This window comes from Candidatus Formimonas warabiya (assembly GCF_002777255.1).
Classification (GTDB): Bacteria; Bacillota; Dehalobacteriia; order Dehalobacteriales; family Dehalobacteriaceae; genus Formimonas; species Formimonas warabiya.
In genome coordinates this window covers 1,199,458-1,214,668 of the sequence record NZ_CP017634.1, presented here as the reverse complement: position 1 = coordinate 1,214,668, position 15,211 = coordinate 1,199,458, and the positions used below count along the sequence as shown (strand labels likewise).

The window sequence follows — 15,211 nt, the reverse complement described above, 5'->3', positions numbered from 1 at the left end:
CATGTCGGAGAAAAAGATTAGGGTACTGGTTGCGAAGCCCGGGTTAGACGGGCATGATCGGGGAGCGAAAGTAATTGCCCAGGCTTGTCGTGATGCAGGAATGGAGGTTATCTATACTGGGTTGCGCCAGACGCCGGAACAAATTGTGGAAGCAGCCATCCAAGAGGATGTTCAAGTAATCGGATTAAGTATTTTATCTGGAGCCCATTTGCACTTGTTTCCTCCCGTTGTTGAACTCTTGAAAAAGCAGGGGGTTACGGACATCCTGGTGATCGGCGGCGGTATTATCCCGGATGACGATATTCCTGTTTTAAAAGAAGCGGGCGTTTCTCAGATCTTTACCCCAGGAACTTCTACCCAGGAAATCGTTGATTACATTCGGGCCAATGTGAAATAAGAAGGGTGCAATGAGCCCTAGAAAGGAAGGGATATCATATGGTGGAAAAAATTGATCATATTGGTGTGGCTGTGAAGAGTATTGCGGAAGCACGCAAATTTTGGGAAGGCGTTTTAGGCATCAAAATGACTGACGAAGAAGTGGTTGCCGAACAAAAGGTAAAGGTAGCTTTCCTGCCTGTGGGAGAGAGTGAAGTTGAACTGCTTGAATCTACTGAACCGGACGGCCCCATCGCTAAATTTATTGAAACGAAAGGGGAAGGGATTCAGCATGTGGCCTTCCGGGTAAAAAATCTGGAAGCGGTACTGGAAGAACTAAAAGCAAAGGGCGTACGTTTAATTGATGAAAAGCCGCGCTACGGAGCCGGAGGCGCCAAGATTGCCTTTGTACACCCCAAGGCAACCTTGGGCACTTTGGTGGAATTATGTGAACGGGATTAGAGTGTAGGAGGTAAGGTAATGTCAAGAGAAGAAAAGTTGGACAAATTAGCGGCCAAACGGGAAAAGGTACTGAACGGGGGCGGAGCGAAGAGAATTGAGAAGCAACACAAAGACGGCAAGCTCACTGCCCGGGAACGCATTGACAAATTGTTGGATCCAGGTAGCTTTGTAGAACTGGATCAATTTGTGGTACACCGGGGAGTAGAATTTGGCATGCAGGATGTGGACGCCCCGGGTGAAGGCGTCGTCACCGGTTATGGCACCATCGAGGGCCGGTTGGTCTATTTGTTTTCCCAGGATTTTACCGTGCTGGGCGGATCCTTGGGTGAAATGCATGCCGCTAAAATATGCAAGGTGATGGATCTGGCCACCAAGATGGGTGCACCTTTCATCGGCATCAATGACTCGGGCGGGGCCCGGATTCAGGAAGGAATAGATGCTTTAAACGGGTACGGAGAGATTTTTAAACGGAATACCTTAGCTTCGGGAGTAGTGCCCCAACTTTCTGTGATTATGGGACCTTGTGCCGGTGGAGCGGTGTATTCTCCCGCTTTAACCGATTTTATCTTCATGGTGAACCAGACCAGCCAAATGTTTATTACCGGCCCCCAAGTAATTAAGGCTGTGACCGGGGAAGAAGTCAGTGCCGAAGACTTGGGGGGGGCAATGGCCCACAATCAGGCCAGCGGGAATGCCCACTTTTTTGCCGCGAATGAAGAAGAATGTATCAGCCAGATTAAAAAGCTTTTAAGTTTTATTCCGTCCAACAATCTGGATCCGGTTCCCGTGGTAGGAACCGATGACCCGGTAGAACGGATGGATGAAATCCTTCAGACCGTGGTTCCCGATGATCCCAATAAAGCCTATAACATGATGGATGTGATTGCGGCCCTGGCTGATAACCGGGAATTTTTTGAGATTCAGCCCCACTTTGCCCAAAACATTATCATCGGGTTTATGCGTCTCAAGGGCATGTCCGTAGGGGTGATTGCCAACCAGCCTAAAGTCATGGCGGGATGCTTAGATATCAACTGCTCCGACAAAGCCAGCCGGTTCATTCGCTTCTGTGATGCCTTTGGCATTCCCCTGCTCACCATTGTCGATACCCCGGGCTATTTGCCGGGAGTAGGTCAAGAACACGGCGGGATCATTCGCCACGGGGCCAAATTGTTGTATGCCTATTCAGAGGCAACCGTGCCCAAAATTCAATTAATTACCCGGAAAGCATACGGGGGAGCCTATCTGGCCATGTGTGCCAAATCATTGGGAGCGGATATGGCCATTGCCTGGCCCAGTGCCCAAATCGCCGTAATGGGAGCCCAAGGTGCTGCCAACATTGTATTTAGGAAAGAAATTGAAGGTGCGGAGAATCCCAATGAGAAAAGACAGGAAAAAATAGCCGATTATGAAGAACGTTTTTCTAATCCTTACTGTGCGGCGGCCCGGGGATTTGCCGATCTGGTGATTGAGCCGGAAAAGACCAGGTATTACTTAATTAAGTCTTTAGAATCGTTATTGACGAAAAGGGAAGCCCGGCCCGGCAAAAAACACGGGAACATTCCGGTCTAAGGGTGGTGTAAAAAATAATGCATATCTCACAAGGACCATTAACCGTACTTCTCGGTTTGGGCATTTTTATTATCCTGGCCTTACTCCCTTCTCTTTTTAAGAAAAACCGCACTTCGGGAGTAGAAGCAGTTGTGAAACCGGAACCGCCCGTGCCGGCCAAAGCGCCGGTACTGACTCCTGTGCAGACCCCAAAGGGTATTTCACCTGCTCTTGTTGCGGCAATTACCGCCTCTATTTGTGCCATGACCGGAAAGTCCGCAGAGGAATTTACCTTTACCGCGATTCGGAGAGTCTCAGGCAGCCATCCTGTCTGGTCTTTTGTCGGAACAACAGACATTATTGCCACACGCCAAAGATTCATTGAAAGGGGAAATAGATGATGAAAAAATTTAAGGTTGTTGTCAACGGTGAAACATTTGAGGTAGAAATTGAAGAGGTAGGGGGAAGTCCTGCAACCGCACCTTCCACCCCGGCGGCGAATGCTGTTGCTTCCGCACCAAAAGCTTCCGCTCCTCAACCGGAAGCCCCAAAGCCTGCTGCTCCTAAGCCAGCTGCTCCAAAACCGGCACCGACGGGAGCGGCAAATGAAGTAACGAGCCCGCTGCCCGGTACTGTGCTGAATATTAGTGCCAAGGAGGGCCAGACAGTCAATTCAGGCGATGTGGTACTGATCATTGAAGCTATGAAAATGGAAAATGAAATTGTAGCTCCCGAAGGGGGAACCATCATATCGATCCCTGTAAAAAAAGGTGACAGTGTTCAGGCGGGAGACTTGCTATTTACGTTAGGATAAGGTTGAGGTCCATCGGGTTCGGCATGCCGGTGAGCTAGTTTTCCAGCACTCCCAGGTGATGGAGGGCCCGATGGATATTTGTTTTTTTGTCGTATACTGCATACAAAGTACTTGTATCCTTAGGAAAACCCGGGGATGGCTACTGGCCGGCTAAATTGCCGAAGCATTTGTCAAGAGGCAGAGAGAGAAAAAAGTAACAATCAGGGGGAATGACAATGGAAGAATTGTTTAAAGGAATTTTAATGTTCAAATGGCAGTACTTGGTGATGTATGGCATTGGGGGACTTTTAATCTATCTGGCCATCAAAAAGGATTATGAGCCCATGCTGTTACTGCCCATCGGGTTTGGCGCCATTTTAGTAAATATTCCTTTGCAGTCGATTTGGCACTACGAGCCGGAGTTTGACCAGACCGTGACAAATATTGTCGCCAATTATCCTTTGCTGCAAAGTTATTTTGAACAGAACCTGCATTATATTTTTCAAAATGGCCAGGCCTTTCAAGTGGAACCGGGAGTTTTACAATTGTTTTATAATTCCGGGATTCTCACGGAGATTTTCCCGGTGCTGATATTTGTGGCGGTGGGCGCTATGTGTGATTTTACACCCCTCTTAAAAAATCCCCGCATGATTTTCTTCGGTGCCGCCGCTCAGTTTGGCATATTTTTTACCATGCTGGCGGTTCTCTTGATCGGTGCTTTAGGGATCGAGTCTTTCCAGGACTTAAAGCTGGCTGCGTCCATTGGGATTATTGGCGCGGCTGACGGACCAACCTCAATTTTTGTCGCATCCAAATTTGCCATGGAATGGCTGGGGCCTATTTCTGTGGCCGCATATTCCTACATGTCTTTAGTTCCCATTATTCAGCCCCCGGTAATCAAGGCCATCACGACGAAAAAAGAACGCATGATCCGGATGAAGTATACGGAAGAAAAAGTATCCAAATCCGTGCTAATTTTGTTTCCCATTATGGTGACCGTCGTGGCCGGAATTATTGCCCCGATCAGTGTTCCTTTAATCGGGCTCTTAATGTTTGGAAATTTAATCCGGGTATCCGGATGCGTAGAACGGTTATCCCAGGCAGCGCAAAATGAATTGGCCAATCTCGTGACATTGCTCTTAGGGATCACAATTGGGGCCAGTATGGGATATGAACAGTTTTTACGGTGGGAAACACTGATGATTTTAGCTTTAGGGCTAGTGGCTTTTGTGTTCGATACGGTGGGAGGCGTTCTTTTTGCCAAACTGATGAATTTATTTACCAAGGAGAAAGTGAACCCCATGGTAGGAGCGGCCGGGATTTCTGCTTTTCCCATGTCGGCGCGGGTGATTCAAAAACTGGCCCAAAAAGAAGACCCGACAAATTTCGTATTAATGCAGGCCATTGGGGCCAATGTGTCCGGGCAGATCGGCTCTATTATCGCCGGCGGCATGGTCTTGGCATTGGTACCATATTTACTCAGGTAGTGTAACATTCGAAGGGGGTAGGAAAATGGGTTTGATGGAATTAGGCTTAGAAGTAATGGTGTTGGGTTTGGTCGGGGTATTTAGTGTCTTAATTCTCTTTTATTTTATGATAAAGCTCTTACTGAAGGCATTTCCCCCAGAAGAAGAGTCTTGAAGTGATATCCATTGCATGGACAGCCGGAGAACCCCAAAAGGGTTCTCTTTTTTACTTTCAGAATTTATACTTTAAAAGGTTGAAAGTATAAGTGCAACTAAGGCTTCCGCCGGCGCCAGAGGCTTGGCGCAAGCCAAGTTTTCTAGTGTTTTTTTCTTTACCGGGTAATATTGTGGTTTTCCTGAATATAATTAAAATGGCTTAGGGATCCATCCCTGAGTACACTGAAAAAAACCGGGAGAGAAAAAATGAACAATATCCTGCAGCATTTTTCCGAATGGGGCTGGCTTTGGCATAATTTTTCCGCTGTGATCTGCATCAGTGTGATTGATTTGGTTCTGAGCGGTGATAATGCCGCTGTTATTGGTTTAGCGATCCGAAATCTTCCCCGAACCATGCAACGAAAGGCGGCATTATTTGGTGCCGTCGGTGCCATCCTATTAAGGGTGAGTTTTACTATTTTTGCTGTTTACTTGTTAACGATCAAATATTTAAGCGCGACCGGGGGGGCTATTTTGTTGTGGATTACGTACAAATTAATCAAGTCAAACGGGCAAGAGGCCCATATCCAGGGTGCCAACAAGTTTTGGCGCGCCGTGGTGACGATTGTAATTGCCGACCTTTCCATGGCTTTTGATAATGTGATGGGGGTGGCCGGAGCCGCTCATGGGAATCCCTGGCTGGTCATTTTCGGGCTGCTTTTGTCCATTCCCATCCTTGTGCTGGGATCAACCTGGCTGGCAAAATTGATGGGCAGGCATCCTATGCTGATCTATTTCGGCGCCGCTATTTTGATGCATACGGCCACAAGCATGTTCTTTCATGATCAAGCCCTCGGTTTAGAGCAAGTAACAGGAAAAACGCTGGCTGTCCTTATTCCCTGGATCTGCTCTATTTTCGTTTTATTTTACGGCTTTTGGGCGACCAAAGAGCCGGGCAATGGGTTTAAATAATGAGAAAAAGAAAAGTCAGTAGATTCAAAATATAAACGCATGCGATCCAATTTAAATTACTTTTAAAGGAGTAAAATCAGCAGGAAAATGCCGAAAACAGCTAGAAGACACTATTGAATAACCGTTTGTGATCTCATGTGCCTGCCGTTTTGCTTACCGTTTGCACAATAAATGAAAGAGAGGACCTTTGTTTGATGGATGTTTATCAGGAATCCTTACTGCTGCATGAAGAAAAAAAGGGAAAAATTGAAATTGCCCCATTAGCTCCTGTGACCAATGAAAGTGAATTGAGTTTGGCCTATACCCCTGGCGTTGCTGAGCCTTGCCGGGTAATCAGCAAAGATGTTTCCGCGGTGAATAAGTATACCCGCCGGTGGAATATGGTAGCTGTAGTCTCAGATGGTACAGCGGTTTTAGGCTTGGGGGATATTGGACCGGAAGCCGGACTTCCCGTCATGGAAGGAAAATGTGTTTTGTTTAAGGCTTTCGGCGGAGTGGACGCATTTCCCATTTGCGTGGGAACGAAGAATCCGGATGAGATTGTTCAGTTTGTGAAACTCCTGGAACCGACCTTTGCCGGGATTAACCTGGAGGATATTTCTGCCCCCAGATGTTTTGAGATTGAGCAGCGTTTAAAACAAGAAACCAAGATGGCCATTTTTCACGATGACCAGCATGGGACCGCCATTGTGACCATGGCAGGCTTAATTAACGCTTTGAAAATTGTTCACAAGAAATTAGATCAGATTCGGGTCATCACCTGTGGGGCCGGAGCGGCAGGTATTGCTGTGATCAAGCTGTTAATGAGCATGGGTGTAAAAGATGTGATTATGTGCGACCGCACCGGGATTATTTACGAGGGCCGCAAAAACGGCATGAACCCCGAGAAGGAAGAGATAGCCAGAATTACCAACCGGGGGCGGTTAGAAGGAACCTTGGCAGATGCTTTTAAAGGAGCAGACGTTTTCATCGGCGTATCCGGTCCCGGGTTGGTCACAAAAGAAATGGTTGCTGCCATGAATCCCGGGGCGATTGTGATGGCGATGTCAAATCCGACGCCGGAAATCATGCCTGAAGACGCCCAAGAAGCCGGCGCCGCCGTGATTTGTACCGGACGATCCGATTATCCCAATCAAGTAAACAATGTTCTGGCCTTTCCGGGCGTGTTCCGGGGCGCTCTTGATGTGGCAGCGCGGGATATTAATGAGGAAATGAAAGTGGCGGCAGCATATGCCATTGCTGCCCAGGTGAAAGATGAAGAATTGTCTCCGGAATATGTGATCCCCAAAGCATTTCATCCTGATGTAGGACCGGCTGTAGCCGCTGCGGTGGCAAAAGCAGCTATGGAGAGCGGTGTGGCCGGAAAGCAGGTGGATCCGGACTGGGTAGCCCGGCACTGCCGTGAGATGTATACCATCGCCTAAATATTACTGAAGACCTCCGCTGCGGGGTCTTTTTTTTTTCGGTAAAATTGCACCTTTTTCTTTGGCGATGGAAGGAATAAGGTTACTGGTCGTGGAATCAAGAGGAGAAAGAAAGGAGTTTTGGTTAAGGTGGATTATGTGGTTTTAGACCTGGAAACGACCGGCTTGAATCCCCAAACGGATCAAATAATTGAGATTGGGGCAGTTAAAATAGGACACGGAGTATTATGTGAAGAGTTTTCTACCTTGATCAATCCCCGAAGCGCCATCCCCCAAGAAATTACGGAACTAACGGGAATCAGCCCGGAAATGGTGGAGCATAAGCCGGTCATTACAGAAGTGATTGGTGATTTGGAAGAATTTCTGCACAATGGGGTCCTGGTAGGACATAATATCTTCTTTGACCGGGGATTTTTGCAGCCTTACTTAAGGGGAAATTATGTGTGGCTGGACACTGTGGAATTGGCCAAAATATTGCTCCCTTACGAAACGGGATATTCTCTTGGTGATTTGGCGCGCTCCTTGGGTATGGATCATATTTACGCCCACCGTGCTTTAGGGGATGCCAGGACGACAGCCTTTTTATTTCTTCATCTTTTAGAAGAGTTAAAAAAAGTAGATTTTCCTGTTTTAACCACACTGTACCGGTTGGCCCAAAACCACCAGAGCGGGGTCTCGGCATTGATCACCCAAGAATTCTCTGCCCGGGCACGTTTTTTTCCCCAGGATAAGATTGGTTCCCGGCAGTTGGTTCTCATGGGGGACACGAATAAAGGGCTTTTCTCTTCCAGCTTCATCAAAGAAAAGAATGAAAATTATCGGATTTCCCAACCGGAAATTGACCGTTTGTTTCAGCCCGGAGGACATCTGAGCGCCATACTGGACGCTTTTCAATACCGAAGGCAGCAGGAAGAAATGGCTCAGGCCGTATCAGACAGTTTTAACAAAGACCAGCATTTGGTGGTGGAAGCAGGTACCGGGACCGGGAAATCTTTGGCCTATTTGTTACCGGCCCTCCTGTGGAGTGTAAAATCGGGGAAAAAAGTAGTTGTCAGCACCCATACCATTAACCTTCAGGAACAGTTGATCAACAAGGACATTCCCTTAGCGGGAGAAATACTGGGCCTGGATTTTCATGCCGCGGTCATTAAAGGCCGAAGCCATTATCTTTGCCTCAGAAAATGGGAGCACTGGCTGGAAGAGGCCGGTGGTGAAGGGCAAGGTTTTATGATGCGGCTGGTTTTATGGCTCAGTCAAACCGAAACCGGGGATGGCAGCGAGTTATCCCTGGCCAGAAAAGAATTACTGGATTGGCAGCGCTTTGCTGCCGGAAGAGACACCTGTTTTGGGGCAAAATGTAAGTTCTACCGGGGAAATTGTTTTGTCTCCCGGGCGAAGAAACTGGCGGAACTCTCTCATGTGGTCATTGTCAATCACTCTTTATTGTTGGCCAATGCTGCCGCTAATGATAATATTCTTCCGGATTTTAAGTACCTGATCATTGATGAAGCCCATCATCTGGAGAAAGTTGCCGAGGATCAATTCGGCGCCGAAATCGGGTTTTTTGATTTGATCGCCATCTTTAACCGGGTAAAAAAATCGGGCGCCAATTATCCTGCCGGGGTGCTGGACCATCTTGCCCACAAAGCAGCTCCATGGGACTTTTTGGACGAAGACATCAAGCAGGGCCTGGTAAACAGCATGCATGAAGCGGCACCTGTTGTTGGGGAATGTATCAAATATGCCGGGGAATTTTTCGCTGTGCTGGACGCATTTTTGAGTCATGATTCTTCATCAGGGGGCCTTCATTCCCGGACCGTGCGCATCCTGCCATCCCACCGGTGCACAGAAAAATGGGAAGGGATTTTGGCTGCCGGGGACAATCTAATGGTTAAGATGAAAGAACTGATGAAAATTCTTCTTGCCAGCGGAGAAAAAATCAGTTTGGCAGAATCAGGATTTGGCCTGGAGATTGTCGAAAGCCATGAGATTAATTTATTGTTATCTACCTTGCATCAACTGATCCGGGATTTAAAAGTTGTCATCGAAGGGGATGAGGATTATTTTGTCAGCTGGGTGGAGTACAGCGGAGAAAATAGTTATCCTTTGCTCCATACGGCTCCTGTGGAGGTGAGGGAACAACTGCATCAATACCTTTTTTCCGCTAAGTCTTCCGTGGTGCTTACCTCTGCCACCTTAGCAGTGGGAGGCGATTTTGGGTTCTTTTCCGAGAGTATCGGCATGGATTTATCTCCTGCCCCCGTACGTGTGATGCAGTTGGAATCACCCTTTGCCTTTGAGGAAAATGTGTTGTTGAGCATTGCTTCTGATTTACCCGATCCTAGTGTGGCACCGGAGTTCTTGTTTAGTGATGGTGTAGCCCATGCTTTAATCAAACTGATTGCTGCTTCCAAAGGACGTACGCTGGTGCTTTTTACCTCCCATCATCAACTGAAACAGGTATTTGAGAAAATAAAAGGTCCTTTGCGGCAGGAAGGGATTACCGTTTATGCCCATGGCCTTACAGGGAGCAGGACAAAGGTGCTGGAGTCCTTTAAAACGAGAGAAAACAGTGTGATCCTGGGCGCCAATAGTTTTTGGGAAGGAATTGATGTGGTAGGTGAGGCACTAACCTCCGTGATTATCGTCAAGCTGCCTTTTTGGCCGCCCACATTGCCTACGGTATCTGCCCGATTGGACCGGTACCGGGCTTTGCATATTAACGGCTTTCGTCGCTACAGCCTTCCCCAGGCGATTATCCGGTTTAAACAGGGCTTTGGCCGCTTAATCCGGTCCCATTCGGATTTTGGCGTGATCTCTGTTTTGGATAGAAGATTATATGAGAAAAAATACGGGGAAACATTTCTTAAATCCTTGCCAAAAGTAAAAATCACCGTAGATAATACGGATGAATTGGCTAAAATAATCAAAGAATGGATGCACACAAAAGGATTACGCCAGTAAAGTTTTTCTTTCTTAGAGGCATAAAAGGTGATAAAATAAATAATCATGAATTGGGGGAAGGAGGATGGTGTATGAATAATCTCCCGGTGGCAAAAGAATCCTTTCCTTTTCTTCTCGTGAGCGGATTTTTGGCACTGCTGCTGTATAAATTCTCTCCGTGGTTGGGCTTGGTTCCGGGAATTATTTTTATATTTTCCCTCTATTTTTTCCGGAATCCGCCGAGAAAGATCAATTCTCAGGAATGCCTGGCCTTATCTCCTGCCGACGGTGTGGTGATGAGTGTAGACAAAGTGTGGGAGCCGGAATTTTTAGGGGAAGAAGTATGGAGGGTTTCCATTTTCTTAAATATTTTTAATGTCCATTTTAACCGGACTCCTGTAACTGGGACGGTAGAAAAAATAAAATACGTGCCGGGTAAATTTTTGCCCGCTTTTAAAAGCCATGCCTCGGATATCAATGAACGGAATTACCTGGTGATCAATACCGGAAAAACAAAGGTGATGGTGTGTCAAATTACGGGTTTTATTGCCCGGCGTATTGTGTGCTGGGCCAAGATGGGGGATACTTTGTGTCAGGGGGAACGTTTCGGCATTATTAAGTTTGGATCGTGTACGGAAGTATATCTTCCTCTGAGTTGTTCTGTTTCTGTGCAGAAGGGTAGTAAGGTAAAAGGTGGATTAACGGTGATTGGAAGGTGGTATTAGTGGGTTTAAGTATTGTTCCGTCTTTGTTTACGATCGCCAACATGTTTTTTGGCGTATTGTCCATTAGTTATATATTATCTGATCAGTATCAATTGGCTGCGGCAATGATTCTGCTTTCCATGGTGATGGACGCTTTAGACGGAAAAATTGCCCGAAAGCTTGAGGCTTCATCCGACTTCGGCAAGGAATTGGACTCATTGGCCGATGTGGTTTCTTTCGGCGTAGCTCCAGCCATCCTGGTCTATGCTCAAATATTGGTTTCCTATCAATGGCTGGGATTACTGGCCGTTATTTGGTTTGCTGTGGCCGGGGCCCTGCGCTTGGCCCGCTTTAATGTGCAAAATATATCCGGCTATTTTGTGGGGGTTCCCATTACGGCAGCAGGCAGTTTTTTAGCCTTACTAAATTTGATCGCCAACAGGATTAGCCCCATCGCCTTTTTGCTGATCACCGTTCTGTTAGCTTTCCTGATGATCAGCAAAATAAAAGTTCCCAAATTTTAATTTTTTTATCACCAATTTACTTCTTCTGAAATAAGATATTTTGAGGGTAAGATCAGAAGGAGTGATAGACTGTGCGGATCTATTTCATTAAATTACCCCAGTTTTTGAGAAAAGTATTAAAGAAGGCCTTACGGCAATAAGAAGATGCGATTTAACGCGCATCTTCTTTTTTTCCCTCAACCGGATCCCTTAGAGAACTTGGCTTGCGCCAAGCCTCTGGCGAGGGCGGAGGCCTAAGTTGCACGTATACTTTCAACCTTTTAATACTTATAAATTTTGAAAGTGAAAAAAAGCCCGGCGGGGCTTTTTAGATGTCATAAAAATCACCTGCCCCCACTATGCTTAGATAGAATGATGTATGAGGCGGTGGGCTATGAGACCCTATCGAATCATCTCACTGTTTTTTTTGCTGATCGTTTTCGGCTATTTTGGGGAGCATTTTTATTTATCGGAATTAGAAGACCGGGCGGTATTATCTGTAACGTCTCAGAATCAGACCCGGAGCGAGGATGATCCGGAACCGTTCCATTTAGTTGTGCAATTTTATGATGCCGTAGAAAAAAATAATTGGGGAAAAGTTAAGGATTTGGTGACACCTGAGTGGTGGGTGGAAATGTATCGTTCCGGATATATGGAAAAATGGCAGACTCAGGTCAGGCAAGATCCCTCCCTTGACTTTGTGATGTTTCTGGCTACCGGGCAAAAAATGGATGAGAGAAATGGTTTAGCCTGGGCGATGGGGAAGGTAGACTGGGTTTCGTCAAAACAAAAGATGCATGATGAAAATGAAATTTTATCTTTTACCAAACAAAAGGATGGGTGGAGGATCAGCTCCATCCAGGTAAATAGGCCGGTGGAACTCGTTGATGAATTCTATCAGACCATTACCGCGGGGCAATTTGAAAAACTTCCTTCCTTTTTATCGGCACCTTTGGGGCAATTATGGAAAAGCGGAGAGTTGACGGCTTCGTTAAAAAGTGATTGGGCCAAGAGCAAGACGGATGTTTATTGTGTTTTTTACTTAGAGGATTTTGTGGTTCAGGAAAACCAAGCCTGGGTGAAGGGTGTGGTATTGTGGAATCCTTTGACGCCTCAAGCATTAGAAACCCCGGTTACATTATCTTTAACGCAGACCAATGATCTGGACTGGAAAATAAATAAGATTTCCGGACATTGGGAAATAGAAAAGTAAAAGCCCGATCGGTTCGGGCTTTTTGCGGATCCGGGTCCGGTTACCGGGTTTTTAAGCACAAACGGCATCCCAGGATCATTTCACTCCGGAAATTCCTCCCACCACGGATGCCAGCAAGGCGTAGGCGCTTTTTAATGCTACGGAAGACCAAACAATATCTTTGCAGAAGGAGATCAGGATCATCAAGATGACAAAAATTAGACCGATGATGAGGCCATGAAATAATCCTCTATTTCCTGCAGCTTTTGCCGCCGTACGCCCCCCAAAAAACAATGATAATGTGGTAATGGCTACGCCCAGGGAATTCATCCAAATTTCACTTAACGGGGTGAAATAAAAAACCAGGCCTAATAAGAGGGAGAGAATCAGGATTAAAAGATAGGTGACCAACAAGCCACGAAAAACCGGTTTTATTCCCACCGGCAATGTGGAAGATAGTTTGTTCCGGATTGCCAAAAGAATACCCCCTTTAAAATCCATTTGTACAATCTATGCAAAAGGAAAGAAAATATGACTTTCAATGATGGACTTGAGGGTTTTGCTTGACTGTAATGGCTAAAATACATACAATTATAATGAAATCCGGAAGCGCCGTTCCAGGCGTGTTTTTTTATCTGGCAGGCATGGCGTGCCTACGCCAAAGGTTTGGTGCAAGCCAAATTTCGCCTAGATAAAATTGGCAACCGCCTGACGTTAATTAATTTTCTATTATGGAAAAAATACATCAGAGTGATTCTATTTGGAGGAGCAGCTTTATGTTTGAGCTTACCGTTCGGGGACATTTCGACGCCGCCCATTTTCTCAGGGACTATCAGGGAAAGTGCGCCCAAATTCATGGCCATACCTGGCAGGTTGAGGCAAAAATTCGGGGAGAAAAACTTGGTACGGCGGGGATGCTGATTGATTTTTCCCTCTTAAAAAGTAAATTAAAGGAAATCACCAATCGACTGGACCACATCTTACTAAATGATTTTCCCCATTTCTCCCTGGTAAACCCTACTGCAGAGAATATTAGTGCCTATATCTATCAAGAATTTGCCGACTCTTTAAAAGAAAACGAGGTAGAGGTTTTTGCCGTGACGGTCTGGGAGTCGACGGGAGCTGCCGCCACTTATTTCAGGCATGAGTGAGGGATGGAATATGGATGCTCGGATTCAAGAAATTTTTTCTTCTATTCAAGGAGAAGGGATTTATCTCGGCGTAAGGCAGATTTTCCTGCGCTTTTGGCAGTGTAATTTAAGATGCACCTATTGTGATACCGGGGAAACGCTCCATCATCCCCCCGATTCTTTCTTTGTGCAAAGGGCGCCCGGCTCAAAGAGTTTTATATCCTATGAGAATCCCATTTCTCCCCGTGATTTATTATTGATCATCAAGGGTTTGCATCCAGCAAGACACCATTCTTTGAGTATCACAGGAGGGGAACCTTTACTTCAGGAACAGTTTTTGAGGGAATTTTTAGCTCTTTTTCAGGGTCTCTGTCCTGTATTTTTAGAAACCAACGGTACATTATGCGAAGCGCTGGAGCGCGTGCTGCCTTTTCTTGCGATCATCAGCATGGATATGAAACTGCCTAGTGCTGCGGGAGTCGATTTGTGGCGGCAGCATGAAGACTTTTTGCGCATTGCGCACGCCAAGGAGGTCTATGTAAAAGTAGTTATTACAGCAGACACGGGGGAGGAAGAAATAGACAAAGTGGTCCAAATTATCCAAAAGGTAGACCGGTCGATACCTCTGGTCTTACAACCGGTTACGCCGGTAGGAAAAGTGAAAGAAATACCGCCGGAAAAAGTAATTGCCCTGCAGGACCGGTGCGGTTTAAGATTAAGTTATGTGAGGGTCATCCCTCAGGTGCATAAATTGATAAATCAATTGTAGAAAGGACAAGTGACATGGATAAGGATAGGATCGAACGGGCTGTAAGAGAAATTTTAGAGGCCATCGGCGAAAATCCGGACCGGGAGGGCCTGGTAAATACGCCCAAAAGAGTGGCCCGGATGTACGAAGAAATATTTGCCGGGTTAGGGGAAGATCCCAAGAAACATTTGATGGTGCAATTTGCCGATGAAAGGCATGAGGAAATGGTGCTGGTGAAGGACATTCCCTGCTATTCCATGTGCGAACATCATTTAATGCCCTTTTACGGCAAAGCTCACGTCGCCTATATTCCCAAGAAGAGTGGAAAAATTACCGGGTTATCCAAACTAGCCCGGACCGTAGAATGCTTTGCCAAGAGGCCCCAGCTTCAGGAGAGACTGACTGCCCAAATCGCGGATGCAGTGATGGAGGTGTTGGATGCCCGGGGCGTACTGGTGGTGATTGAAGCGGAGCATATGTGCATGACCATGCGGGGGGTAAAAAAACCGGGTTCCATGACCCTTACTTCGGCAGTACGGGGTACTTTTGCCACAAACCAGGCGACAAGGGCGGAAGCTTTTTCCTTAATAAAAAGCTAAGGAGGGGATGGAAATGGAAGAGAATCACGCAGCGTCCGGGAAAATGGAATTAATCGCGGTGAAAAATTTTCCTGCCTGGGATGATTTGTATCAAGTAGTGGATTTTCTCAATAAAAGCCTGAAACAGTATCATCTCATGTTCGGACTGAAAAATACGGAACAGGGGTCAATGGCCATTACCATTTATGAGGTCTGA

The 15,211-nt window shown here is 46.4% G+C and carries 18 protein-coding genes; 17 read left to right on the top strand and 1 reads right to left on the bottom strand.

Annotation, left to right across the window (positions count from 1 at the left end; all coding sequences use genetic code 11):
• The first annotated feature begins 1 nt into the window (after nt 1).
• The 13 genes from DCMF_RS05775 (at nt 2) to DCMF_RS05715 (ending at nt 12,559) form a co-directional block, all read left to right on the top strand.
• A complete protein-coding gene (locus DCMF_RS05775) occupies nt 2-397 on the top strand; it encodes a cobalamin B12-binding domain-containing protein (RefSeq protein ID WP_148133546.1) in 396 nt (131 codons plus the stop codon).
• Between the two features lie 38 nt (nt 398-435).
• On the top strand, nt 436-837 hold the full coding sequence (mce, locus tag DCMF_RS05770) for a methylmalonyl-CoA epimerase (protein ID WP_148133545.1): 402 nt from the start codon (nt 436-438) through the stop codon (nt 835-837).
• 18 nt (nt 838-855) lie between these two features.
• Entirely contained in the window at nt 856-2,406 is a 1,551-nt protein-coding gene (locus DCMF_RS05765; protein WP_148133544.1) for an acyl-CoA carboxylase subunit beta, read from the top strand.
• A 17-nt stretch (nt 2,407-2,423) separates the two neighbouring features.
• Nucleotides 2,424-2,786: an OadG family protein gene (locus DCMF_RS05760; protein ID WP_148133543.1), complete on the top strand. Its 363-nt coding sequence runs from the start codon at nt 2,424-2,426 to the stop codon at nt 2,784-2,786.
• Nucleotides 2,783-3,199: a biotin/lipoyl-containing protein gene (locus tag DCMF_RS05755; protein ID WP_335582388.1), complete on the top strand. Its 417-nt coding sequence runs from the start codon at nt 2,783-2,785 to the stop codon at nt 3,197-3,199. The genes DCMF_RS05760 and DCMF_RS05755 overlap by 4 nt, the downstream gene beginning before the upstream one ends.
• A gap of 215 nt (nt 3,200-3,414) precedes the next feature.
• Nucleotides 3,415-4,665 (top strand): sodium ion-translocating decarboxylase subunit beta, encoded by a 1,251-nt coding sequence (locus DCMF_RS05750; RefSeq protein WP_148133542.1) that lies wholly within the window; start codon nt 3,415-3,417, stop codon nt 4,663-4,665.
• Nucleotides 4,666-4,690: 25 nt separating this feature from the next.
• Nucleotides 4,691-4,819 (top strand): OadG-related small transporter subunit, encoded by a 129-nt coding sequence (locus DCMF_RS05745; RefSeq protein WP_148133541.1) that lies wholly within the window; start codon nt 4,691-4,693, stop codon nt 4,817-4,819.
• Between the two features lie 248 nt (nt 4,820-5,067).
• Nucleotides 5,068-5,772 (top strand): TerC family protein, encoded by a 705-nt coding sequence (locus DCMF_RS05740; RefSeq protein ID WP_148133540.1) that lies wholly within the window; start codon nt 5,068-5,070, stop codon nt 5,770-5,772.
• 194 nt (nt 5,773-5,966) lie between these two features.
• Nucleotides 5,967-7,196, top strand: coding sequence for an NAD(P)-dependent malic enzyme (locus DCMF_RS05735; RefSeq protein WP_148137752.1), 1,230 nt, complete (start codon nt 5,967-5,969; stop codon nt 7,194-7,196).
• Nucleotides 7,197-7,316: 120 nt separating this feature from the next.
• On the top strand, nt 7,317-10,160 hold the full coding sequence (locus DCMF_RS05730; RefSeq protein ID WP_257790949.1) for a helicase C-terminal domain-containing protein: 2,844 nt from the start codon (nt 7,317-7,319) through the stop codon (nt 10,158-10,160).
• 71 nt (nt 10,161-10,231) lie between these two features.
• On the top strand, nt 10,232-10,864 hold the full coding sequence (locus DCMF_RS05725; protein ID WP_148133538.1) for a phosphatidylserine decarboxylase family protein: 633 nt from the start codon (nt 10,232-10,234) through the stop codon (nt 10,862-10,864).
• On the top strand, nt 10,864-11,367 hold the full coding sequence (pssA, locus tag DCMF_RS05720; protein WP_148133537.1) for a CDP-diacylglycerol--serine O-phosphatidyltransferase: 504 nt from the start codon (nt 10,864-10,866) through the stop codon (nt 11,365-11,367). Before DCMF_RS05725 ends, pssA begins: the two co-directional genes overlap by 1 nt.
• A gap of 373 nt (nt 11,368-11,740) precedes the next feature.
• Nucleotides 11,741-12,559: a hypothetical protein gene (locus tag DCMF_RS05715; RefSeq protein WP_148133536.1), complete on the top strand. Its 819-nt coding sequence runs from the start codon at nt 11,741-11,743 to the stop codon at nt 12,557-12,559.
• Nucleotides 12,560-12,634: 75 nt separating this feature from the next.
• On the opposite strand, the gene DCMF_RS05710 is transcribed toward DCMF_RS05715, so the two are convergent.
• Nucleotides 12,635-13,015: a TIGR04086 family membrane protein gene (locus DCMF_RS05710; protein ID WP_214659127.1), complete on the bottom strand. Its 381-nt coding sequence runs from the start codon at nt 13,013-13,015 to the stop codon at nt 12,635-12,637.
• Nucleotides 13,016-13,314: 299 nt separating this feature from the next.
• Between DCMF_RS05710 and queD the strand changes: the two genes are divergently transcribed.
• Genes queD through DCMF_RS05690 form a run of 4 tightly spaced genes read left to right on the top strand, consistent with a single transcriptional unit; the run spans nt 13,315 to nt 15,211 of the window.
• Nucleotides 13,315-13,689 carry a 6-carboxytetrahydropterin synthase QueD gene (gene queD, locus DCMF_RS05705; protein WP_148133534.1) on the top strand — a complete coding sequence of 125 codons (375 nt, stop codon included), beginning with the start codon at nt 13,315-13,317 and terminating at the stop codon, nt 13,687-13,689.
• A 10-nt stretch (nt 13,690-13,699) separates the two neighbouring features.
• Nucleotides 13,700-14,437, top strand: a complete 738-nt coding sequence (locus DCMF_RS05700; protein WP_148133533.1) for a 7-carboxy-7-deazaguanine synthase QueE — start codon at nt 13,700-13,702, stop codon at nt 14,435-14,437.
• A 14-nt stretch (nt 14,438-14,451) separates the two neighbouring features.
• Nucleotides 14,452-15,015, top strand: coding sequence for a GTP cyclohydrolase I FolE (gene folE / locus DCMF_RS05695; RefSeq protein ID WP_148133532.1), 564 nt, complete (start codon nt 14,452-14,454; stop codon nt 15,013-15,015).
• A gap of 13 nt (nt 15,016-15,028) precedes the next feature.
• Nucleotides 15,029-15,211 carry a YpmA family protein gene (locus DCMF_RS05690; protein WP_236860199.1) on the top strand — a complete coding sequence of 61 codons (183 nt, stop codon included), beginning with the start codon at nt 15,029-15,031 and terminating at the stop codon, nt 15,209-15,211.

Coding starts and splice junctions, on each gene's coding strand:
- DCMF_RS05755 (WP_335582388.1), top strand. CDS start 2,783: ATGATGAAAAAATTTAAGGTTGTTGTCAACGGTGAAACATTTGAGGTA.
- queD (WP_148133534.1), top strand. CDS start 13,315: ATGTTTGAGCTTACCGTTCGGGGACATTTCGACGCCGCCCATTTTCTC.
- DCMF_RS05715 (WP_148133536.1), top strand. CDS start 11,741: ATGAGACCCTATCGAATCATCTCACTGTTTTTTTTGCTGATCGTTTTC.
- DCMF_RS05745 (WP_148133541.1), top strand. CDS start 4,691: ATGGGTTTGATGGAATTAGGCTTAGAAGTAATGGTGTTGGGTTTGGTC.
- DCMF_RS05735 (WP_148137752.1), top strand. CDS start 5,967: ATGGATGTTTATCAGGAATCCTTACTGCTGCATGAAGAAAAAAAGGGA.
- DCMF_RS05690 (WP_236860199.1), top strand. CDS start 15,029: ATGGAAGAGAATCACGCAGCGTCCGGGAAAATGGAATTAATCGCGGTG.
- mce (WP_148133545.1), top strand. CDS start 436: ATGGTGGAAAAAATTGATCATATTGGTGTGGCTGTGAAGAGTATTGCG.
- folE (WP_148133532.1), top strand. CDS start 14,452: ATGGATAAGGATAGGATCGAACGGGCTGTAAGAGAAATTTTAGAGGCC.
- DCMF_RS05700 (WP_148133533.1), top strand. CDS start 13,700: ATGGATGCTCGGATTCAAGAAATTTTTTCTTCTATTCAAGGAGAAGGG.
- DCMF_RS05775 (WP_148133546.1), top strand. CDS start 2: ATGTCGGAGAAAAAGATTAGGGTACTGGTTGCGAAGCCCGGGTTAGAC.
- DCMF_RS05750 (WP_148133542.1), top strand. CDS start 3,415: ATGGAAGAATTGTTTAAAGGAATTTTAATGTTCAAATGGCAGTACTTG.
- DCMF_RS05760 (WP_148133543.1), top strand. CDS start 2,424: ATGCATATCTCACAAGGACCATTAACCGTACTTCTCGGTTTGGGCATT.
- DCMF_RS05740 (WP_148133540.1), top strand. CDS start 5,068: ATGAACAATATCCTGCAGCATTTTTCCGAATGGGGCTGGCTTTGGCAT.
- DCMF_RS05765 (WP_148133544.1), top strand. CDS start 856: ATGTCAAGAGAAGAAAAGTTGGACAAATTAGCGGCCAAACGGGAAAAG.
- DCMF_RS05725 (WP_148133538.1), top strand. CDS start 10,232: ATGAATAATCTCCCGGTGGCAAAAGAATCCTTTCCTTTTCTTCTCGTG.